Source organism: Entomohabitans teleogrylli (genome assembly GCF_001484765.1).
GTDB lineage: Bacteria > Pseudomonadota > Gammaproteobacteria > Enterobacterales > Enterobacteriaceae > Entomohabitans > Entomohabitans teleogrylli.
Map to the genome: position 1 here is coordinate 239247 of NZ_LLXO01000007.1, position 22292 is coordinate 261538.

The following is a 22292-nucleotide window of genomic DNA, read 5'->3' on the forward strand; positions in this document are numbered from 1 at the left end:
ACTTGTGCGACAAAACAAGGTGACAACAAATTTATGACCATTGCACTGGAACTGGAGCAACTGACCAAGACCTATGCCGGTGGGGTTCAGGCCCTGCGCGGCATCGATTTACAGGTCGAAGCCGGTGATTTTTATGCGCTTCTTGGCCCCAACGGCGCCGGGAAATCGACCACCATCGGTATCATCAGTTCTCTGGTGAATAAAACCTCGGGCCGGGTGCGCGTGTTTGGCTACGATCTGGAGCGGGATGTGGTGAACGCCAAGCGCCAGCTTGGGCTGGTGCCGCAGGAATTTAATTTTAACCCGTTCGAAACCGTTCAGCAGATTGTGGTTAATCAGGCCGGTTATTACGGCGTAGCGCGTAATGAGGCCGTTACGCGCAGTGAAAAATACCTCACCCAACTGGATTTATGGGAAAAACGCAACGAGCGGGCGCGGATGTTGTCCGGGGGGATGAAACGGCGCTTGATGATCGCCCGGGCGCTGATGCATGAGCCGAAGCTGTTGATTCTCGACGAACCTACCGCCGGGGTGGATATTGAACTGCGCCGCTCAATGTGGGGTTTCCTGAAGGATCTCAACGACGGCGGCACCACCATTATCCTGACTACCCACTATCTGGAAGAGGCGGAGATGCTGTGCCGCAATATCGGCATCATTCAGCGTGGCGAGCTGGTGGAAAATACCTCGATGAAGAACCTGCTGTCAAAGCTGAAGTCCGAAACCTTCATTCTCGATCTGGCGTCGAAAAGCCCGCTACCGAAACTGGAAGGTTATGAGTATCGGCTGGTGGACACTTCGACGCTGGAAGTTGAGGTGCTGCGCGAGCAGGGGATCAACAGCGTGTTCACCCAGCTCAGCGCCCAGGGGATCCAGGTATTAAGTATGCGTAACAAAGCCAACCGCCTTGAAGAGCTGTTTGTCACGCTGGTGCATGAGAAGAAAGGGGAATCCGCATGATGCAGCTTTACTGGGTGGCGCTGAAAAGTATCTGGACCAAAGAGATACACCGCTTTATGCGTATCTGGGTGCAGACCCTGGTGCCGCCGGTCATTACCATGACGCTCTATTTTATTATTTTCGGTAATCTGATCGGTTCGCGCATTGGCGAGATGCATGGCTTTACCTATATGCAGTTTATTGTACCGGGTCTGATCATGATGGCGGTCATTACCAACTCGTACGCCAACGTGGCTTCGTCGTTCTTCAGCGCCAAATTTCAGCGCAATATTGAAGAACTGCTGGTGGCCCCGGTTCCGACCCATATTATTATTGCCGGTTATGTGGGCGGCGGTGTGGCGCGCGGGCTGTGCGTTGGCGTACTGGTGACTGCGATATCGCTGTTTTTCGTGCCGTTTCAGGTCCATTCGTGGCTGTTTGTCGGCCTGACGCTGGTGTTGACCGCGGTGCTGTTTTCACTGGCCGGGCTGCTGAATGCGGTGTTTGCCAAAACGTTTGACGATATCAGTCTGATCCCGACTTTTGTGCTGACGCCGTTAACCTATCTGGGGGGCGTGTTCTACTCCCTGACGCTGCTGCCGCCGTTCTGGCAGGCGCTGTCGCAGTTGAACCCGATTGTGTATATGATCAGCGGCTTCCGCTTCGGCTTTCTGGGGATTTCTGATGTGCCGCTGCTGTTTTCGGTGGCGGTACTGGTGATTTTTATTCTGGCGTTTTATCTGTTGTGCTGGTATTTGATCCAGCGCGGTAGAGGACTGCGCAGTTAAATCATAAATATCAATGGATTGATATGTCGTGGCCTTCTGTTTCGGGTGACCCGTATCGACACTTATCTGGCGGCCTGCGGGCCGCTTTTCTGTTTTCAATTGATGGATATCACACTTTACTTTTGTCACTCTGGCAAACTATGTGTCGGTTAACAGGAGGGGCATATGCTGGGGTGGGTGATAGCCTGTCATAATAGCGATTCTCAGGTGCTGCTGGCGCAACTGGAAACGGCGTGCGGTCCGCTGATTCAGTGCCGGGCTGTGAGTTTCTGGAGCGGGCTTAGCTCCAATATGCTCAGCCGTATGATGTGCGACGCGCTGCATGAAACCGACAGCGGGGAAGGGGTTATCTTCCTGACCGATGTCGCTGGTGCGCCGCCGTACCGGGTCGCAGCGCTGTTGAGTCATAAACATCCCCATTGCGAAGTGATTGCCGGCGTCTCGCTGCCGTTGCTGGAGGCGTTGTATCCGCAGCGCGAGGCGCTCACCAGCGAGAGGTTTCGCGACCAGGCGATACGGCTGGGCGGCGCGGAGGTCACCAGTCTGTGGCATCAGCAGCAAAAGAATCCGCCATTTGTGTTGCATCATCACTACTGAGCCGTGAATTCGCCGGTGGTTTTGCTAAAATCATAACCCTGTTCCGCTTCGTTTCCCGATCTGTGGCGCCTGAATAATGGGTATACGCCTGATTGTCTGTCTGTTGCTTTTTTTCGCCGCCAGCGTTCACGCCAGCCTGCTCCGTGAACAGCGCGAGGCGCCTCGCTATATGCAAACCACGCAGACGTCTGTGCTGCTGGCCCAGGTGGGAAACCGGGTAATAACGGTTGGTACCATCAACGAAGGGCAAATTCTGGCGGTGACATCCGTCGCCTCAGACTATAGCGAGTTTAGTTTTGGCTTTGGTACCGGGTTTATTGAGAAAAACCACCTGCAGGCGGTACAGGGCAAACTGCGGGTGGAGGATCGGCTCGGGGATCTTAATAAACCGTTCAGTAACCGTAATCTGGTGACGTTTCGTGATGTGCCGCTGTACGAGGCGCCGGATGCCCGCAGCAATCGTTTCGGCACCCTGGCCGGCAACCTGCGTTATCCGGTCTTAAGCACTCTCAGGGATCGTTTGAACCAGACCTGGTTTCAGGTGCGGATAGGCGGCCGTCTGGCGTGGATCAGTAGCCTGGACGCCCGGGAGGACCAGGGGATCCCGGTACTCACCTACCACCATATTTTGCGCGATGAGGAAAACAGCCGTTTTCGCCAGACTTCCACCACTACCTCGGTGCGCGCTTTCAGCAATCAGATGACCTGGCTGCGCGACCAGGGCTACGCTACGCTGACCCTGTACCAACTGGAAGGCTACCTGCGTAACCAGATGAATTTACCCGCCCGGGCGGTGGTGATTACTTTTGATGATGGCCTGAAATCGGTCAGTCGCTATGCGTATCCGATCCTCAGGGATTACGGTTTTAACGCGACGGCATTCATTATTTCCTCACGCATTAAACGCCATCCGCAGAAGTGGGATCCGACCTCGCTGCAGTTTATGAGCATTGCGGAACTGAAAGCGATTCAGGACGTGTTTGATATCCAGTCGCACACCCATTTTTTACACCGCCTGGGCGCCGGACGGCATCCGGTGCTGCTGAGTCGCAGTTATCACAATATCCTGTTTGATTTCGAGCGCTCGCGGCGGGCGTTGGCCCAGTTCAACCCGCATGTGTGGTATCTTTCCTACCCCTTTGGCGGTTATGACGACAAGGCGCTACGGGCGGCCCGCGACGCTGGCTTTCGGATGGCGGTGACCACCGTGCGCGGTAAGGTGAAGCCGGGAGATAACCCGTTTTTACTGAAGCGGCTGTATATTCTGCGTACCGATTCACTGGAGACCATGGCCGGTCTGGTAAGCCATTAGCCGTGCAGGTAGATGCCGCTGGCTGGCAGAAAGGGGATATCTCCGGACGCCAGACGGCGCCCGGGGAAGATAATCAGGCTACCTGAACCGGTACCGCCTTCGCTTTACGCTTCATCTCATTGTCGCCGTCAAAATAGGCCACTTTCGGCTGCCAGGTGCGCGCCTCGGCGTCTGGCACGGTAACATAACTGGCGATGATCAGAATATCGCCAACGTCGGCGCAGTGGGCCGCCGCGCCGTTAACCGAGATAATGCGTGAACCACGCTCGCCAGCGATGGCGTAGGTGGAGAAACGCTTACCGTTGGTCACGTTATAAATATCAATCGCTTCATATTCCAGAATACCAGCCGCTTCAAGGAAATCCTGATCGATGGCGCAGGAGCCTTCATAATGCAGGTCCGCCTGAGTGACTTTAACGCGGTGCAGTTTGCCTTGCAGCATTGTGCGAATCATAAACTTAAACCTTTATCACCTGAGCTACTAACAGGGCGGGAGTTGACCCGCCCGGGAAAGGATGTCGGGCAGTATTGCCTGTTTTATAACCAATGTCTACGAATTGAGTTCTACCAGCGCGTTATCGATCAGGCGCGCTTCTCCGAGCCAGGCCGCGACCAGTACGACGGCGCGACGGCTCTCGTCGGTCAGGGCCTGTAACGTGTCGGCATCGCGGATTTGCAGATCGTCGGCGCGGAATCCTTTCTCATTAAGCTCCATGGAAGCGATGGTCAGCAGCTCATCGCTGTCGCGCTCGCCGGCGCGCAGCTTGTCCGCCACGCTGAACATCACCTTACTCAGCCCGGGGGCGATTTTGCGCTGTTCGCTGGTCAGGTAACCATTGCGCGAACTGAGGGCCAGGCCGTCTTTGGCGCGCATAATCGGCACCCCGACAATGTCGATGTCATAGCCCAGGTCGGCGACCATTTTGCGAATCAGGGCCAGTTGCTGAAAATCTTTTTCGCCAAAGCAGGCCAGGTCCGGCTGGATAAGGTTGAACAGCTTGCTGACAACGGTAGCGACGCCGCGGAAATGGCCGGGGCGGCTGGCGCCTTCCAGAATGGTCGACAGCACCGGCACTTCAACGAAGGTCTGCACATCCAGCCCTTTCGGGTAGATCTCCGTCGCCGAAGGGGCGAAGACCAGGTCCACGCCGCGGCGATTGAGTTTCTCACAGTCTTCCTGCAGCGTGCGCGGATAGCGCTCCAGATCGTCAGGGCGGTCAAACTGCATCGGGTTGACGAAAATACTCACTACCACCACGTCGGCCCGGGCTTTCGCCTCATCCACCAGCTTCATATGCCCGTCGTGCAGGTTGCCCATGGTCGGCACCAGCGCAACGCGTTTGCCCTCAAGACGCCAGCGACGGATTTGCTGACGCAATAGCGGCAGGGTTTCAATAATCAGCACAACCTTTCTCCTGTCAGTGGAAACTGTGTTCTTCCGCCGGATATGCCGCGGATTCTACCTCAGCGATATACTGGCGCACCGCGGCGCGCATATCGCCCGTCGCGGCAAGAAAGTTTTTGGCGAACTTAGGAATATGGCCGCCGGTAATCCCAAAAGCATCGTGCATTACCAGGATCTGGCCGTCCGTTACATTGCCTGCGCCGATACCGATAACCGGGATGGTCAGCGCATCGGTGATACGCTGCGCCAGCGCGACCGGAACGCACTCCAGCACCAGCAACTGGGCGCCGGCGGCTTCCAGCGCCAGCGCGTCGTCGAATAAGGCCTGAGCGGCGTCTTCGTCGCGGCCCTGGACTTTGTAGCCGCCGAAAATGTTGACCGACTGCGGCGTCAGACCGAGATGGCCGCAAACCGGAACGGCGCGTTCGGTCAGCATACGTACCGTTTCCGCCAGCCAGCGACCGCCTTCGATTTTGACCATATTGGCTCCGGCGCGCATCACGATAGCGGCATTCTCAAAGGCTTGCTGTGGGGTGGCATAGGCCATAAAAGGCAGGTCGGCGAGTAGCAGGCTGGCGGGAGCGCCGCGGCGCACTGCCCGGGTGTGGTAGGCAATCTCTTCCACGGTTACCGGCAGGGTTGAATCGTGGCCCTGGACCGTCATGCCGAGAGAGTCGCCGACCAGCAAAACGCCAATGCCTTCATCGGCGAAGAGTTTGGCGAAACTGTAATCGTAAGCGGTAATGGTTGCGAATTTCTTATGCTGTTGTTTCAGCTGGCGCAGTTGGGTGACAGTTGTCGGTTTCATAATCTCCCCAGGCAGCGTAGGTGGATGATTGAATGAATAGCGCATTCTGGAAGATGTCGGTTCAGAATGCTAATGTTTTGATGTTATTTCTTGGTTTATTTTAATTCTGGCGATATTTGCTGATTTTATGGAATTTATTAATACTAAATGCTGATAATTACCATAATGGCGGTATCTCATCGCGAAGATTCGCCAGTTGCGCCTTCAGGGATGGCCCTCCGGGCAGTACCAGGTCGGCGGCGATTTCATGCAGCGGCCACAGCATAAACATGCGATTGCGCATATCGTAATGGGGAATCGTCAGGCGCGGGGTGGTAATCACCTCATTGCCGAACAGCAGGATATCCAGATCCAGGGTTCGTGGTCCCCAGCGTTGCTCCTTGCGTACTCGCCCTTGTTCCAGTTCGATACGCTGGGTGTGATCCAGTAGCGCCTCGGGCGCCAGCGCGGTGTCCAGCGCCACAACGGCGTTCAGGTAGTCCGGCTGGTCCTGCGGCCCCAGCGGCGGGGTGCGGTAAAAAGAGGAGACGGCGGCAAGTGTGCTGTGCGGAATAGCCGCCAGTGCATCAAGGGCGGCGTGGACCTGATCGAGGGGCGACGCCAGATTACTACCGATAGCGATGTAGCAGCGCGTCATGCGCTACCCTCGCGGCGCGGCGCGCGTTTACGCGGACGCCGGCGATTGCGACGCGCGGCGGGATCGTCCCCCAGTTTGCCGACCATCTCTTTTTGCAACGGCGGCGGCGCCACCTGGAATTCGCCCCACCACTGGGTCAGGCGCTGCAGCTCGGCATTGCGCTCCACCTCGGCGCGCAGCGCCAGTAAATCCCACGCGGCGCGGAATTTAGGATGTTCCATCAGCTTCCAGGCGCGTTTACCCTGGCGGCGCGACAGGCGCAGTTGCAACTGCCAGATATCGCGAACCAGAGTGGTGATACGTTTCGGAATGGCCAGCGAGCGGCAGGCTTCATCCAGCACATCGTTCATCGACAGGGCGAAGGCGTCATGCCAGGTCAGCCCGCTCTCCTGGGCAATTTTCTGCGCGGTCTCCAGCGCCGGGTACCAGAGCATCGCGGCGAATAAAAACGCCGGATTGACGCGCATATCGTTATGGATACGGTTGTCGGTATTTTTCAGCACCTGGGCCACCATGCGCTCCATCGGGCTGTCGCCCTTGTCGGTGAAATAGCGCGTGATGGTGGGAAACAGCGGCTGAAGTAACTGGTATTCATGCAGCAGGCGCCAGGTGTCGTAGCCGTAACCGGCCTGCAGCAGTTTCAGGGATTCTTCATACAGACGCGCCGGCGGCACATCGTTAATCAGCACCGACAGGCGCGGAATCGGTTCGGCGGTTTCCGGGCTGATGGTCATGCCCAGTTTGGCGGCGAAACGCACGGCGCGCAGCATGCGTACCGGATCTTCCCGGTAGCGCTGTTCCGGCTCGCCAATCAGGCGAATTATCCCTTCCTGGAGATCGCGCAGGCCGCCAACGTAGTCGCGTACCGTAAAGTCCGCCACGCTGTAATACAGGCTGTTAATGGTGAAATCGCGCCGCTGAGCGTCTTCTTCAATGGAGCCAAAAATATTGTCGCGCAGCAACATACCGTTTTGCCCGCGCTGGGATTGCTGGCGATCGGCGGCCTGCTCTTCGTGGTGCCCGCGGAAGGTAGCGACTTCGATAATTTCCGGACCAAACATAATGTGCGCCAGACGGAAACGGCGCCCCACCAGACGGCAGTTGCGGAATAACTTACGTACCTGATCCGGCGTGGCATTGGTGGTGACGTCGAAATCTTTGGGCTTTTTCCCCAACAGCAGATCGCGCACGCCGCCGCCGACCAGATAGGCTTCATAACCGGCTTTATTCAGGCGATAGAGCACTTTGAGGGCATTTTCACTGATATCTTTGCGGGAAATGGTGTGCTGTTCGCGTGGAATAACGGTCATAGCGCGCTGCGCATCCTGTTGCGTAGCTCCGCTCTCCTCGCGGTTTAACACCTTGCGGCAAAAATTAGCGACTCGGGTAAAAATAGTGCACCTCGGTTGTGTAGTAGTCAGTGGCCAGAAAAAAACAGCGGGTAATCATAGCTCAGAGTGGCGCGTTTGAGAATGACGGATTGATGCGCGCCGTCAGTGGTACCTTTTCCAGGTTCCACTGGTCAACCGCCCGCGCCAGTAACGCGTCGCGGGTTAAATCACGCCACTCAGCGCCGCTTTGCTGGCCGAGAAAACTCAGCGCGGCGGCAAGCGCCGGACGCGGATCGCCGCCGGGAAGCGCCGGCGCGTGGTTTTGCTTGGAAAGTTTATTCCCCTGTTCGTTAAGGGCCAGCGGCAGGTGAATATAGTCGGGCGTCGGCCAGCCGAATTGCTGATACAGGGAAATTTGCCGGACAGTGGGTTCAACCAAATCGGCGCCGCGGACAATTTCCGTCACCCCTTGATAGTGGTCGTCTACCACCACCGCCAGATTGTAGGCAAACAGCCCGTCGCGGCGGTGAATAATGAAATCTTCCCGGGCCAGCGCCTCATTGGCGACCAGCGTACCGCGCAGGCGATCGGCAAACTGCAATACCGGATGGCGCTGTATCAGGCGCAGCGCGGCATTTTGCGAACCCAACCCCAGTGTGCGGCAGTGGCCGTCGTAGATCCCCCCAGCCTGTTGAATGCGCGCCCGGGTACAGGTGCAGTAATAACTCAGTCCCTGTTGATGAAGCCACTCCAGCGCCGCCCGGTAAGCATCGTGACGCTGCGACTGCCAGAGAACCTCGCCATCCCAGCCAAGACCATAATGTTCGAGCTGGCGCAGAATGGTATCCGCCGCGCCGGCAATTTCCCGGGGAGGATCGATGTCCTCGATGCGTACCCGCCAGATACCGCGCTGAGCGCGCGCCTGCAGGTAGCTGCCGAGGGCGGCTACCAGGGAGCCGAAATGGAGTTCGCCGGAAGGGGAGGGGGCAAAGCGGCCAGTATAGGGTCGATCGGACATGTCTGCGTGTCACACTTCAGGCTACGGGTGTACCGGTCGTTGGTCGTTCACCCCGGCCATGCGGAAAATGTTGAGGGATAAATTAATACGGCGGGAACAGGTCCCGCCGTTTCACTGTTGGTGCGCTGCCCGCCGTTAGCCAGCCATCTGTTTTTCGCGGATTTCGGCCAGTGTCTTACAGTCGATGCACAGATCGGCGGTAGGACGCGCTTCGAGGCGGCGAATACCGATTTCCACACCGCAGGATTCGCAGTAGCCGAAATCTTCTTCTTCCACTTTTTTCAGCGTTTTTTCGATCTTTTTGATCAGTTTACGTTCCCGATCGCGGTTACGCAGTTCAAGGCTGAACTCTTCTTCCTGGGCCGCACGGTCCACTGGATCCGGGAAGTTGGCAGCTTCGTCCTGCATATGCGTTACTGTGCGATCGACCTCATCCCGCAGCTGGTTACGCCAGGCTTCAAGGATTTGTCTGAAGTGCGCCAGCTGGGCTTCGTTCATATACTCTTCGCCCGGTTTCTCCTGATACGGCTCCACCCCAGCGATGGCGAGAATACTCAGGGACGATGTTTTACGGTTTTGCCCTTCTTGCATGTTGCTTCTCCTTAACACGCACTATCGGTCCCCATGTCGGGGGAAAATCAGGCCGCTATAAATAACAGATGCTTTTCCGGATGGCAATTATATAAGTTCACCTCTTGACAAGCCTGTGAGGAAAAGCGTATTTACGCCCGCGACCCGCGTATCAAACATACAATGTGCTTACAACCGCTTACAAAAAAACCGGCAGCGGCGCATTAAGAGTGATACCGCGGGAGGAAAGTTCTGCGCCATATGCCAGCACTTCCACCCCTTTTTGCTGCGCTTCGCTCAATAATTGCGCATATCTGGCGTCAATGTGCCGGGCAGGGGAAACCTGCCCGATCGCGGAATGCAATACTGCGAACAACAGCACTGCCCGCTCTCCGCCTTCCACAACGCTCATCAGTTCACGCAAATGCTTTTGCCCGCGCTCGGTGACGGCATCCGGAAAGAAGCCCTGTCCTGCTTCTGACAGGGTGACGGATTTGACTTCAATATAGCAGTTAACCCGGTCATCTGCCTGTAACATAAAGTCAATGCGGCTGCGTTCGGCGCCGTATTTGACCTCGCTACGCAGTCGGGGATAACCGGACAGTTCTGAAAGTCGCCCCGCGTCCAGCGCTTCGCGCACTACCGTGTTAGCGCGCAGCGTGTTTACGCAAATCAGCGCCCCCTGCGCGGTTTCCGTTAGTTCCCAGGTGTAGGGTAGTTTGCGCTTTGGATTGTCGGAGGTGGAATACCAGACGGTATCGCCGGGGGTGGCGCAGCCGGTCATGGCTCCGGTATTCGGACAGTGGAGCGTAATGGTTTCCCCCTGAGGGGTGACAGCATCCGCCAGAAAGCGCTTATAGCGTTTGATCAGCACGGCATGCCACAGGGCTGGGGTAAATTCCATGAAGTTTCCTTATGTTAGCGGCCAGCTTTCCAGCGTCTGGTAGCGGGTGCGTCCCTGGTCAAAGCAGGATTCAAATAACGTGAATTCAGTGATTTCGCATTGCCAGTTGAAGCCAGGCGCCGGCAGCGCGGCGTGCGAGACCGCCTGGCGCCAGAGCGTGATATGGGGATGAAACGGCTGCGGACTCTGATGGCAGCCGCTACGCGCCGCCTGAGAGCGCAGCAGATCGGCAAGTTGTAACAGGCCGCGCGGCGGCTGGCGGGTTCCCAGCCAGATGACCCGCGAGCGTAGCCAGTGCCCGGCGTCATCCAGTTGTAATGCAAAACGCGGCTGGCGAATGCGGCCAGCCAGGACGCTGAGCGCCTGCTGTTTTTCCGGACTGACGTCGCCGAGAAAGGCGAGGGTCATGTGTAGATTCGCGGCGGCTACCGGGCGCCCGGTGTATTCGGCAAAATGGTCGGCGCGCCAGCGTACCAACTGGCGCTGCAAACGGGTCGGCAGGGCGAGGCCAAAAAACAGACGACGGGTCGCGGACATGGTTCTCTCTCGGTAAAGGTAGCAGGGGATGCTACAATGGCGGCTTGCAGATGTTAACCCTCTGGAGCTGTTTGTGTCGTCACTTCCGGTCGCCGTTGTCCTCCCCGAACTCCTCGCCGCGCTGGCGGATGCCCCGCAAGTATTGCTCTGCGCCCCCACCGGGGCGGGGAAGTCCACCTGGCTACCGCTGCAATTGCTCCAGTCCGGGCTTTTCCCGGGGCGCATTGTGTTGCTGGAGCCGCGGCGTCTGGCGGCGCGCAACGTCGCCCAGCGGCTGGCGGAAACCCTCGGCGAGAAACCCGGCGAGACGGTAGGTTACCGGATGCGTTCGCAAAGCTGCATCGGGCCGCAAACCCGTCTGGAGGTGGTCACCGAAGGGATCCTCACTCGTATGCTACAGCGCGACCCGGAACTGAGCGGCGTTTCGCTGGTGATCCTTGATGAATTTCACGAGCGTAGTCTGCAGGCGGATTTAGCGCTGGCGCTGTTGCTGGACGTTCAGCAGGGGCTGCGCGACGATCTGCGGCTGCTGATTATGTCGGCGACCCTGGACAATACCCGCCTGCAGCAGTGCCTGCCGGAGGCGCCGGCGATTATCTCTGAGGGACGCAGCTACCCGGTCGAGCGGCGCTGGCAGGCGTTGCCGGCTCACCGGCGCTTCGACGAGAGCGTAGCGCAGGCCGCGGCGGCATTACTGCGCGAGGAGAGCGGCTCGCTGTTGCTGTTTTTGCCCGGCGTTGGGGAGATCCAGCGGGTGATGGCGCTGCTGGCGGAAAATGTCGCCGCGGATGTGCTTCTCTGTCCGTTATACGGCGCGCTGCCGCTGAGCGAGCAGCGTAAAGCGATCCTCCCGGCGCCGCCGGGCTTGCGCAAGGTGGTGCTGGCGACCAATATTGCCGAAACCAGCCTCACCATTGAAGGCATTCGGCTGGTGGTGGATAGCGCCCAGGAGCGGGTAGCGCGCTTTGATGCGCGCAGCGGGCTGACCCGGCTGGTCACCCAGCGCATCAGCCAGGCGTCAATGATTCAGCGCGCCGGTCGCGCCGGACGTCTGGAGCCGGGAATTTGTTTACATCTGTTGGCCTGGGAACAAGCCGAACGCGCCGCCGCCCAGAGCGATGCGGAGATTCTTCATAGCGATCTTTCCGGGCTGGTCATGGAACTACGCCAGTGGGGATGCCGGAATGCAGAACAGTTGTGCTGGCTGGATACGCCGCCGCCGGTGAACCTGCAGGCTGCGCAGGCGCTGCTGACCCAACTGGGGGCGCTGGATGAACAGGGGCGGCTAACGCCGGCCGGGCAGCAGATGGCGCAACGCGGCGTTGAGCCGCGGCTGGCCGCGCTGTTGGCGGCGGCGCAGGATAGCGATACGCAGGCCACCGCGGCGCTGCTGACGGCGATTCTGGAAGAGCCGCCGCGCGGCGACAATCACGATTTGCGCGATGCCCTGGCGCGAGCGCAGGGGCACTGGCAGCAGCGCGCCAGGCAGTTGTTAAAGCGGGGAGGATCAGGCGGCGGCGCCGTGGATCCGCAGCGGGCGGCGGAGTTGCTGGCGGCCGGGTTCGCCGATCGTATCGCTCGTCGGCGCGGACAGAGCGGCCGCTACCAGTTGGCCAACGGTATGGGGGCATTGCTGGAAGATGATGATGCGCTGACCCGCTATCAATGGCTGCTGGCTCCGCTACTGCTACAGGGCAATAACAGCCCGGATGCGCGTATTTTGCAGGCCCTGCCGCTGGATATTGAGGCGCTGCTCAAGCGCTGTCCGGCGCTGCTGACGCAGCGGGATGTGGTGGAGTGGGATATGGCTCAGGGTACTCTCCAGGCGCGGCGCCGCTGGCAGATAGGGCTGCTGGTCGTGAAAAGCCAGCCGCTGGCGAAACCGTCTGAAGAAGAGCTACACCAGGCGATGCTCAACGGCATCAGGGAGCAGGGGCTGGGAGTATTGAACTGGTCGGAAGCGGCGCAGCAGTTGCGCCTGCGTTTGTCCTGCGCCGCGCGCTGGATTTCAGAGGAATCCTGGCCGGACGTCAGCGATGAGGGATTGCTGGCGACGCTGGAGCGCTGGCTGCTGCCGCAGATGGGCGGCGTCCATTCGCTGCAGGCGCTGAAAAATATCGATCTGGCGGCGGCATTGATGAACCTGCTGGCGTGGCCGCAGCGTCAACGGCTGGATAGTGCTCTGCCAACTCATTACACTGTGCCCACCGGCAGCCGGATTGCGATCCGCTATGATGCGGATAATCCGCCGGCGCTGGCGGTGCGGATGCAGGAGATGTTTGGCGAAGCGCAAACCCCCTGTATCGCTGACGGGCGGATACCGCTAACCCTGGAACTGCTTTCGCCGGCCATGCGCCCGCTGCAAATTACCCGCGATTTGTCGGCGTTCTGGCAGGGGGCTTATCGCGAAGTACAAAAAGAGATGAAAGGGCGTTATCCAAAGCACGTCTGGCCTGACGATCCGGCCAGCGCGCAGCCGACCCGGCGCACGAAAAAGTACCAGTAATCCGGTCCGCCGCTGCGTTTCGGCAGCGCGGAGGATTTGAGAGATTTCTTGTTTCGCATTGCGCGAAAGACAGCACAATCGGGCCACGGCGCCTGAATTTTTGTGGAGAGTAAGCATGGCGGGGAATGACCGCGAACCGATCGGGCGCAAAGGGCGTCCGGGAAAAGACAAGGTGAGCCGTCGTCGCCTCAGGGAGGAGGAGTATGACGATGAATATGATGATGAGTATGACGACGAGGAACCTATGCCGCGCAAGGTAAAAAGGAAAGGCAAGCCGCCGCGTAAAAAACGTCGCCTGCTGTGGCTACTGGTGAAACTGCTGATTGTCGTGGTGGCGGTAATCGCCGTTTACGGTATTTACCTTGACCAGAAAATCCGCAGTCGTATTGACGGCAAAGTCTGGGAACTGCCGGCCGCGGTATACGGACGCATGGCCAGCCTTGAGCCGGATATGCCGACCAGCAAGGATGAGATGGTGCGTCTGCTGGAAGCCACCCAGTATCGTCAGGTGACGAAAATCACCCGTCCCGGCGAGTTTTCGGTAAAAGGCAATACCATCGAAATGCAGCGGCGGCCGTTCGATTTTCCGGACAGCAAAGAGGGGCAGATTCATGCCCTGCTGACCTTTGATGGCGATCGCCTGGAATCGATTAAAAATATGGCCACCGGCCGTGACTTTGGCTTCTTCCGCCTCGATCCGCGGCTGATCACCATGCTGTCGTCGCCGAATGGCGAACAGCGTTTGTTCGTCCAGCGTTCCGGTTTCCCTGACCTGCTGGTGGATACGCTGCTGGCTACTGAAGACCGTCATTTCTACGAGCATGACGGCATCAGCCTGTATTCTATTGGTCGCGCCGTGCTGGCTAACCTGACTGCCGGTCGCACGGTACAGGGCGCCAGTACGCTGACTCAACAACTGGTGAAAAACCTGTTCCTGTCCAGCGAGCGTTCTTACTGGCGTAAAGCCAACGAAGCCTATATGGCGCTGATTGTTGACGCCCGCTACAGTAAAGACCGCATTCTTGAGCTGTATATGAACGAGGTGTACCTCGGCCAGAGCGGCGATAACGAGATCCGCGGCTTCCCATTGGCGAGCCTGTATTACTTTGGTCGCCCGGTGGAAGAGCTGAGCCTCGATCAGCAGGCGCTGCTGGTGGGGATGGTCAAAGGGGCTTCTGTTTACAACCCATGGCGTAATCCGAAACTGGCGCTGGAGCGGCGTAATCTGGTGCTCAGGTTGTTGCAACAGCAGAAGATTATCGACCAGGAGCTATACGATATGCTCAGCGCCCGCCCGCTGGGCGTGCAGCCGCGCGGCGGGGTGATTTCGCCTCAGCCGGCCTTTATGCAGATGGTGCGCCAGGAGCTCCAGGCGAAGCTGGGGGATAAGGTAAAAGATCTCTCCGGCGTGAAGATCTTCACTACCTTTGATCCGGTTTCCCAGGACGCCGCCGAAAAAGCGGCCACTGAAGGGATTCCGGCGCTGATTAAGCAGCGTAAGCTGAGCGATCTGGAAACCGCGATGGTGGTGGTCGATCGCTTTACCGGCGAAGTCAGGGCGATGGTCGGCGGCGCGAATCCGCAGTTTGCCGGCTACAACCGCGCCATGCAGGCCCGGCGCTCCATCGGTTCGCTGGCTAAACCGGCCACCTATCTGACAGCCCTGAGCCAGCCGAATATCTATCGCCTGAATACCTGGATTGCCGATGCGCCGTTATCCTTGCGCCTGAGTAATGGCCAGGTGTGGTCGCCGCAGAACGATGACCGCCGTTTCAGCGGCCAGGTGATGCTGGTGGATGCCCTGACCCGTTCGATGAACGTACCGACTGTAAACCTGGGGATGTCGCTGGGGCTGCCGGCGGTGGTGGATACCTGGCAAAAACTGGGGGCGCCGAAGGACCAGCTTAACGCGGTGCCGTCGATGTTGCTCGGCGCGTTGAACCTGACGCCGGTTGAGGTCGCCCAGGCGTTCCAGACCATTGCCAGCGGCGGGAATCGGGCGCCGCTGTCAGTGTTACGCTCGGTGATTTCCGAAGACGGCAAAGTGCTGTATCAGAGCTTCCCACAGTCGGAACGCGCGGTGCCGGCGCAGGCGGCTTATCTGACCCTGTATACCATGCAGCAGGTTATGCAGCGCGGTACCGGGCGCGCGCTCGGCGCCCGCTTCCCGAAATTGCATCTGGCCGGGAAGACCGGTACCACCAATAACCAGGTGGATACCTGGTTTGCCGGCATCGATGGCAAAGAGGTAGTGATCACCTGGGTAGGGCGCGATAACAACCAGCCGACGAAGCTTTACGGCTCCAGCGGGGCGATGTCGATTTACCAGCGCTATCTGCAGAACCAGCCATCAACGCCGCTGGACCTGACGCCGCCGGAAGATATCGTCACCATGGGCGTGGATGATGGCGGTAACTTCGTGTGCGGCGGCGGTTCCCGTTCGCTGCCGGTGTGGACCCGCGATCCGGATACCCTGTGTCAGCAGAGCCAGCCGATTTCGCAGCCGCAAAATCCGTTCGATCAGTCCCGGCAGCAGCAGCCGGCTCAGCAACAACAGCCGCCGCAGGATAAAGAGAGCAGCGTGCCGGGCTGGATCAGAGATATGTTCGGCGATTAATCCATTGCGTCTGTCATTGGGAAGCAGAAAATCACCAGGTTGATTTCCCTGGTGATTTTCCGGGGTAGGAAATCTGGTGAATAAATCAGAATTTATCCCCGGTGTCTTTTTCCTTTCTTAATAACCCTCGCTATGGCGGGGGTTATTTTTTGTGGTTATTTGTTGCCACGAAGAGTCTGAATTACCCACCGGCAAAATGAACGTAGCGTCTTTTTAACCTCTGAATAACTCCGGCAATCTGAACTGGTGAAGAACTAAGCCATCAGGTTTTCCGGGGTTTTACGGCGCTTGCTATAGCGTAGCGAATGCGCATAAAATTTACGCTCATAATAATCATTATCGTTTTCTTTATCATTATTCCTTTAACTCAGAGAAATTATCATGGCGCGTCCAGTCAACACCTCGCTGCGTAAACTCGCAGTACTGATTGCGGCTGCGGTAAGCGGCACCTCCGCTTATGCCGCAGACGGTACCGGCAAGGAAGAAACGATGGTTGTTTCCGCTTCCTCCGCCGCGCAGGAAAGCGCATGGGGCCCGGCGCCGACCATCGCCGCGAAGCGCAGCGCGACGGCAACCAAAACCGACACGCCGATTGAAAAGACCCCGCAGTCTATTTCCGTGGTGACGCGTGATGAGATGGACATGAAGCAGCCGGCCACGGTCAAAGAGGCGCTGAGCTACACCCCGGGGGTTTTTTCCACTCGCGGCAGTTCCTCGACCTATGACGTGGTCTCCATTCGCGGCTTCACCACGTCAACGACGGTTAACACCAATCAGTATCTCGACGGCATCAAGCTACAGGGCGACAACTACTCTGAAGCGTCAATCGACCCGTATTTCCTTGAGCGCGTAGAGTTGATGCGCGGCCCGACATCGGTGCTGTACGGTAAAAGCAACCCCGGCGGTATTGTTGCGATGGTCAGCAAACGCCCGACCACCGAGCCGCTGCGTGAAATTCAGTTCAAAATGGGGACCAATAACCTGTGGCAGACCGGTTTCGACTTCAGCGATGCCATCGACGACAGCGGCGTGTGGTCTTATCGTCTGACCGGTCTTGGCCGCAGCGAGAATGCCCAGCAGGAGATGGTGAAATCGTCCCGCTATGCCATCGCCCCGTCTTTTAGCTGGCGCCCGGATGACAAAACCGATTTTACCTTCCTGAGCAACTTCCAGAGCGATCCCTATGCCGGCTATTACGGCTGGTTGCCGAGGGAAGGTACCGTTGTGCCTTACTATGACGCCAGCGGTAAAGCGCATAAGTTGCCGACCGATTTCAATGAAGGCGAAGCCGATAACAAAATGACCCGTCGTCAGCAGATGGTAGGTTACAGCTTCTCGCACGCTTTTGACGATACCTTTACCGTGCGCCAGAACCTGCGCTATGCCCAGGTGCACACCCTGTACCGCTCCGTTTACGGCAATGGTTACATCGCGCCGGGTCAGATTAATCGCGCCTACGTCCGTTCAGATGAATCGCTGAACACCTTTACCGTCGATACTCAATTGCAGTCCGATTTTGCTACTGGCGCCGTCAATCACAGCTTACTCACCGGGGTCGATTATCTGCGGATGCGTAACGATATTGACGCTGACTACGGCTCTGCGGATGGTATTAGCATGCAGAATCCGCAGTACGGTAACCCGAACGTCAATGTCTACTTCCCGTATGCGGTGATTAACCGCCAGGAACAGACCGGACTGTACGTGCAGGATCAGGCGGAGTGGAATAGCTGGGTGCTGACCCTCGGCGGCCGCTACGACTTTGCGAAGACCTCCACCTTCACCCGCGCGAGTGCCACGACGGCGGAAGTCAACGATCAGCAGTTCACCTGGCGCGGCGGGATCAACTATCTGTTCGACAACGGCATTTCCCCGTACTTTAGCTACAGCGAATCTTTCGAACCGGTATCCGGCTCTACCAGCCAGGGCAAACCGTTCGATCCATCCCGCGGCAAGCAGTATGAGGCGGGCGTGAAATACTTGCCGAAAGATATGCCAGTCTCGGTAACCGCGGCAGTATATCAACTGACCAAAAACAAAAACCTGACTCCGGATCCGTCTAACTCGTTGTTCAGCATTCAGAGCGGCGAGATCCGTTCCCGCGGTTTTGAGCTGGAGGCGAAAGCGGCGCTGACGGCTAACATTGACGTCACGGCGTCTTACACTTTCACCGATGCTGAATATACTCACGACACGGTGTATGGCGGCAAGCGTCCGGCGGAAATTCCGCGCAATATGGCTTCTGTGTGGGCGGATTATACTTTCCATGAAACGGCGCTGAGCGGGCTGACTGTGGGTGCCGGAGCGCGCTATGTCGGCTCTACCTCCAGCTTCTACACCACCGGGGATAAGAACAACGAAGCCTTTAATGTCGCGAGTTATACCGTGGCGGATGCCACTATCAAGTACGATCTGGCCCGCTTTGGCCTGCCCGGTTCGTCGGTGGGGGTGAACGTTAACAACCTGTTTGACCGCGAATACGTTGCCAGTTGCTACCGTGATTACGCGTGCTACTGGGGCGCCGAGCGTCAGGTGGTGGCGACCGCGACTTTCCGTTTCTAAGTCGTTTCTGATCAATACCGGGCACGGCCAGCCGTGCCCGTCTGACACGTTGGCTGGTTTATGCAGGATACTCAAACTCAAACCGGAACCACCTTTCATCTTACCGATGTGACCTTTCGCGTGCCTGGCCGTACGCTACTGCACCCGCTGACGCTGACCTTTCCGGCCGGAAAAGTGACCGGACTGATCGGCCATAATGGCTCCGGAAAATCCACGCTGTTGAAAATGTTGGGCCGTCATCAGGCGCCGTCAGGGGGACAGATTCTGTTAAACGACCAGCCGCTGAGCCGCTGGAGCAGTAAAGCCTTTGCCCGCCAGGTGGCCTATCTCCCCCAGCAGCTTCCGGCTGCGGAAGGGATGACGGTTAGTGAACTGGTGGCTATCGGCCGCTACCCGTGGCACGGCGCGCTGGGGCGTTTTGGCGCGGCGGATCGTGAAAAAGTGGCAGAGGCGATTGCGCTGGTAGGGCTAAAGCCTTATGCCCGGCGCCTGGTGGACAGTCTGTCCGGCGGCGAGCGACAGCGGGCGTGGATAGCCATGCTGGTCGCCCAGGACAGCCGCTGTCTGCTGCTGGATGAACCCACTTCGGCGCTGGATATCGCCCATCAGGTTGAAGTGCTGGCGCTGGTGCATCGTCTGAGCCAGCAGCGCGGTCTGACGGTGATTGCCGTCCTGCATGATATCAATATGGCGGCCCGCTACTGCGACCATCTGGTGGCGCTGCGCGGCGGGGAAATGATTGCCGAGGGTAGCCCGCAGGAACTGATGTCCAGCGCCACCCTTGAGCGTATTTACGGTATCCCGATGGGGATTCTGCCACACCCCGGCGGTACTGCGCCGGTAAGCTTTGTCTGGTAATGGGCGCTCCCTGGCAAATCTCGTTAAGCCGTCGCCGGATACTGGCGGCAATGGCGCTGTCGCCGCTACTATGGCACGGCGCAACGGCTCAGGCGGCCACCCCGGATGCGCGGCGCATTGTGGCGCTGGAGTGGCTGCCGGTGGAACTGCTGATGGCGCTGGGCGTGACGCCGTTGGCGGTCGCCGATATCGCCAACTACCGGATGTGGGTCGGTGAACCGCAACTGCCGGAAGCAGTGATTGATGTCGGGTTACGTACGGAACCGAATCTGGAACTGCTGACCCAGTTACGTCCCTCGCTGATCCTCTATTCTGTCGGCTACGGTCCGGCGCCGGAAAAAATTACCCGTATCGCCCCGGGAATGGGGGTGAACTTCAGCGACGGCGGCCACCCTCTGACGGTGGCGCGCCAGACGCTACAGGATCTTGGCCAGCGTCTTGGGCTGGAGTCCCGCGCTCGCCAACATCTGCTGGAATTCGACCAGTTTATGGCGCAGATGCAGCCGCGCTTTGTCCGACGCGGCAAACGTCCGCTGTTGCTGATATCGCTACTTGATACCCGCCACGTCCTGGCGATCGGTAAAAACAGCCTGTTCCAGCAGGTGCTGGATCAATTGGGGATCGTCAACGCCTGGCAGGGCGAAGTGAATTTCTGGGGTAGCGCGGTGGTAGGGATTGAACGGCTGGCGGCATTTCGCGATGTCGATGTCATCTGCTTCGATCACCACAACGCATCGACCATGGCGCAGGTAGCGGCGACCCCGCTGTGGCAGGCGATGCCCTTTGTGCGTCAGGGGCGGCTGCGCCAGGCGCCGCCGGTGTGGTTTTACGGCGCGACGCTGTCCGCGATGCATTTCTGCCGCATCCTCGATAATACGCTGGGGAATCCGGCATGACGCTGAAAAAAATCGCCCTGCCGGTTATCCTGCTGCTGACCCTGTTCTGCGGCGCGTTGGCGCTTTCGCTGTATAACTTACGTATGGTATTGCCGCCTGGCGACTGGCTTATGGCCTGGCGGCAGCCGAATGTTGATGTGGTGGAGCAGATGCTGTTTCACTACAGCGCGTTACCGCGTCTGGCGATCGCTCTGCTGGTCGGCTCCGGCCTCGGGCTGGCCGGGGTGCTGTTTCAACAGGTGCTGCGCAATCCGCTGGCGGAACCCACCACCCTGGGGGTGTCCACCGGCGCTCAGCTCGGCATCACCGTCGCCACTCTGTGGGCGCTACCGGGGGGCTGGGCTACTCAGCAGTTTGCCGCGCTGGCCGGTGCGGCCATGGTCGGGGTGCTGGTGTTTGGCGTGGCGTGGGGGAAACGGCTATCGCCGGTGACGCTGATCCTTGCCGGTCTGGTGCTCAGCCTGTACTGCGGAGCGGTAAACCAGTTACTGGCGATTTTTCATCACGATCAACTGCAGGCCACGTTCCTGTGGAGCACCGGGAGTCTGAATCAGAGCGACTGGAATGTGGTAGAGAGCGTCTGGCCGCGCCTGCTCGGCGGTGTACTGTTGACGCTGTTGTTGCTGCGTCCGCTGACGCTGATGGGGCTGGATGATGGCGTGGCGCGCAATCTTGGGCTGGCGCTGTCGGCGGCGCGCGTGGCCTCGCTGGCGCTGGCGATTTTTATCAGCGCCGTGCTGGTGAACGCGGTAGGGATTATCGGCTTTATTGGCCTGTTCGCGCCGCTGCTGGCGCGGATGCTTGGCGCGCGTCGACTACCGGCGCGCATGGCGCTGTCGGCCCTGCTCGGGGCGCTGATTCTGTGGTTTTCCGATCAGTGGGTTATCTGGCTGGCGGCGGTATGGCGCGAGATTTCTACCGGAACGGTCACGGCGCTGCTTGGCGCGCCGTTGCTGCTCTGGCTGCTGCCGCGTTTGCGCACCCTGAGCGCGCCGTCACTCAATGCCGGTGAAATGGTGCGCGCGGAGCGCCAGCGGGTGTTGCTCTGGGCGCTGCTCGGGCTGGGTATTTTGCTGCTGATTCTGGCTGGGGCGCTGATCTTCGGGCGCGATGCCGCTGGCTGGCGCTGGGCCGGCGGGACGATGCTCACTGAGCTGTGGCCCTTGCGCTGGCCGCGCGTGGCGGCGGCCCTCAGCGCCGGTATGATGCTGGCGGTAGCGGGATGCATTATCCAGCGTCTGACCGGCAATGGGATGGCCAGCCCGGAAGTTCTCGGGATCAGCTCTGGCGCGGCATTCGGCGTGGTGATTATGCTGTTTATTGTCCCGGGCGACGCGTTTGGCTGGCTGCTGCCCGCCGGCAGTCTCGGCGCTGCGCTGACGCTGTTGATGATTATGCTGGCCGCCGGTCGTGGCGGATTTTCTCCCCAGCGTATGCTGCTGGCCGGGATGGCGCTCAGCACGGCCTTCACAATGTTGTTGATGTTGCTGATGGCCAGCGGCGATCCGCGGATGGCGAAATTGCTGACCTGGATTTCCGGTTCAACCTATAACGTCAGTGCTCAGCAGGCCGTACGTACGCTGGCGTTAATGGTGGTGTTGCTGGCGGTAACGCCGCTGTTCCAGCGCTGGCTGGCGATTCTGCCGTTGGGCGGCGCCAGCGCGCGGGCGATCGGCATTCCGTTGAATACGGCGCGGCTGTCGCTGCTGGCGCTGGCATCGGTACTCACTGCGCTGGCGACCCTGACGGTAGGACCGCTCAGTTTTGTGGGGCTAATGGCGCCACATATCACCCGGATGCTCGGTTTCCGGCGCGCGCTGCCGCAACTGGTGATGGCGGCATTGATCGGCGGTATGTTGATGGTGGTCGCGGACTGGTGTGGTCGGATGGTGCTGTTTCCGTTCCAGATCCCGGCAGGGCTGCTGGCGACCTTTATCGGCGCGCCGTACTTCATCTTTTTACTGCGACGCCAGGGGCGCTGAGTGGAGAATCGCGCTCTCCGGGCGG

19 protein-coding genes are annotated in these 22292 nt (G+C 59.0%); 10 read left to right on the forward strand and 9 right to left on the reverse strand.

Translation table 11 applies throughout. From position 1 onward, the window contains the following. Positions 1-33: 33 nt before the first annotated feature. The 4 genes from AQ981_RS13755 to AQ981_RS13770 all read left to right on the forward strand — a co-directional run bounded on the left by AQ981_RS13755 (position 34) and on the right by AQ981_RS13770 (position 3636). Complete coding sequence (locus AQ981_RS13755; RefSeq protein WP_058912306.1) at positions 34-960, forward strand: ABC transporter ATP-binding protein; 927 nt, start codon at positions 34-36, stop codon at positions 958-960. After that, positions 957-1727 (forward strand): ABC transporter permease, encoded by a 771-nt coding sequence (locus tag AQ981_RS13760; protein ID WP_058912307.1) that lies wholly within the window; start codon positions 957-959, stop codon positions 1725-1727. The genes AQ981_RS13755 and AQ981_RS13760 overlap by 4 nt, the downstream gene beginning before the upstream one ends. 165 nt (positions 1728-1892) lie before the next feature. After that, complete coding sequence (locus tag AQ981_RS13765; protein ID WP_058912308.1) at positions 1893-2324, forward strand: PTS sugar transporter subunit IIA; 432 nt, start codon at positions 1893-1895, stop codon at positions 2322-2324. A 76-nt stretch (positions 2325-2400) separates the two neighbouring features. After that, the gene (locus AQ981_RS13770; protein WP_058912309.1) at positions 2401-3636 is read left to right on the forward strand and encodes a polysaccharide deacetylase family protein; all 1236 of its coding nucleotides are present in this window, start codon (positions 2401-2403) and stop codon (positions 3634-3636) included. A 73-nt stretch (positions 3637-3709) separates the two neighbouring features. On the opposite strand, the gene panD is transcribed toward AQ981_RS13770, so the two are convergent. The 9 genes from panD to thpR all read right to left on the reverse strand — a co-directional run bounded on the left by panD (position 3710) and on the right by thpR (position 10846). After that, a complete protein-coding gene (gene panD, locus AQ981_RS13775) occupies positions 3710-4090 on the reverse strand; it encodes an aspartate 1-decarboxylase (RefSeq protein ID WP_058912310.1) in 381 nt (126 codons plus the stop codon). Positions 4091-4186: 96 nt separating this feature from the next. Further along, on the reverse strand, positions 4187-5041 hold the full coding sequence (gene panC / locus AQ981_RS13780) for a pantoate--beta-alanine ligase (protein ID WP_058912311.1): 855 nt from the start codon (positions 5039-5041) through the stop codon (positions 4187-4189). A gap of 13 nt (positions 5042-5054) precedes the next feature. Then, the gene (gene panB / locus AQ981_RS13785) at positions 5055-5849 is read right to left on the reverse strand and encodes a 3-methyl-2-oxobutanoate hydroxymethyltransferase (RefSeq protein WP_058912312.1); all 795 of its coding nucleotides are present in this window, start codon (positions 5847-5849) and stop codon (positions 5055-5057) included. A 157-nt stretch (positions 5850-6006) separates the two neighbouring features. Beyond that, positions 6007-6486 carry a 2-amino-4-hydroxy-6-hydroxymethyldihydropteridine diphosphokinase gene (gene folK / locus AQ981_RS13790; RefSeq protein ID WP_058912313.1) on the reverse strand — a complete coding sequence of 160 codons (480 nt, stop codon included), beginning with the start codon at positions 6484-6486 and terminating at the stop codon, positions 6007-6009. After that, positions 6483-7880: a polynucleotide adenylyltransferase PcnB gene (pcnB, locus tag AQ981_RS13795; protein WP_071608902.1), complete on the reverse strand. Its 1398-nt coding sequence runs from the start codon at positions 7878-7880 to the stop codon at positions 6483-6485. The genes folK and pcnB overlap by 4 nt, the downstream gene beginning before the upstream one ends. Positions 7881-7938: 58 nt before the next feature. Then, positions 7939-8835 carry a tRNA glutamyl-Q(34) synthetase GluQRS gene (gene gluQRS, locus AQ981_RS13800; RefSeq protein WP_058912315.1) on the reverse strand — a complete coding sequence of 299 codons (897 nt, stop codon included), beginning with the start codon at positions 8833-8835 and terminating at the stop codon, positions 7939-7941. A 135-nt stretch (positions 8836-8970) separates the two neighbouring features. After that, positions 8971-9426, reverse strand: a complete 456-nt coding sequence (gene dksA / locus AQ981_RS13805; RefSeq protein WP_058912316.1) for an RNA polymerase-binding protein DksA — start codon at positions 9424-9426, stop codon at positions 8971-8973. A 178-nt stretch (positions 9427-9604) separates the two neighbouring features. After that, complete coding sequence (sfsA, locus tag AQ981_RS13810; protein ID WP_058912317.1) at positions 9605-10309, reverse strand: DNA/RNA nuclease SfsA; 705 nt, start codon at positions 10307-10309, stop codon at positions 9605-9607. A gap of 9 nt (positions 10310-10318) precedes the next feature. Further along, positions 10319-10846, reverse strand: a complete 528-nt coding sequence (gene thpR / locus AQ981_RS13815; protein WP_058912318.1) for an RNA 2',3'-cyclic phosphodiesterase — start codon at positions 10844-10846, stop codon at positions 10319-10321. Between the two features lie 73 nt (positions 10847-10919). On the opposite strand from thpR, the gene hrpB reads away from it, so the two are divergent. From hrpB to fhuB, 6 genes are all read left to right on the forward strand, one after another. Then, positions 10920-13352, forward strand: coding sequence for an ATP-dependent helicase HrpB (gene hrpB / locus AQ981_RS13820; RefSeq protein ID WP_058912384.1), 2433 nt, complete (start codon positions 10920-10922; stop codon positions 13350-13352). Between the two features lie 115 nt (positions 13353-13467). Then, complete coding sequence (gene mrcB / locus AQ981_RS13825) at positions 13468-15969, forward strand: bifunctional glycosyl transferase/transpeptidase (protein ID WP_058912319.1); 2502 nt, start codon at positions 13468-13470, stop codon at positions 15967-15969. Positions 15970-16350: 381 nt separating this feature from the next. Beyond that, positions 16351-18531: a ferrichrome porin FhuA gene (fhuA, locus tag AQ981_RS13830; protein WP_058912320.1), complete on the forward strand. Its 2181-nt coding sequence runs from the start codon at positions 16351-16353 to the stop codon at positions 18529-18531. 60 nt (positions 18532-18591) lie between these two features. Continuing rightward, positions 18592-19389 (forward strand): Fe3+-hydroxamate ABC transporter ATP-binding protein FhuC, encoded by a 798-nt coding sequence (gene fhuC / locus AQ981_RS13835; protein WP_058912321.1) that lies wholly within the window; start codon positions 18592-18594, stop codon positions 19387-19389. Further along, positions 19389-20285: a Fe(3+)-hydroxamate ABC transporter substrate-binding protein FhuD gene (fhuD, locus tag AQ981_RS13840; protein ID WP_058912322.1), complete on the forward strand. Its 897-nt coding sequence runs from the start codon at positions 19389-19391 to the stop codon at positions 20283-20285. Before fhuC ends, fhuD begins: the two co-directional genes overlap by 1 nt. Next, positions 20282-22267, forward strand: coding sequence for a Fe(3+)-hydroxamate ABC transporter permease FhuB (fhuB, locus tag AQ981_RS13845; RefSeq protein WP_058912323.1), 1986 nt, complete (start codon positions 20282-20284; stop codon positions 22265-22267). The genes fhuD and fhuB overlap by 4 nt, the downstream gene beginning before the upstream one ends. Positions 22268-22292: the final 25 nt, after the last annotated feature.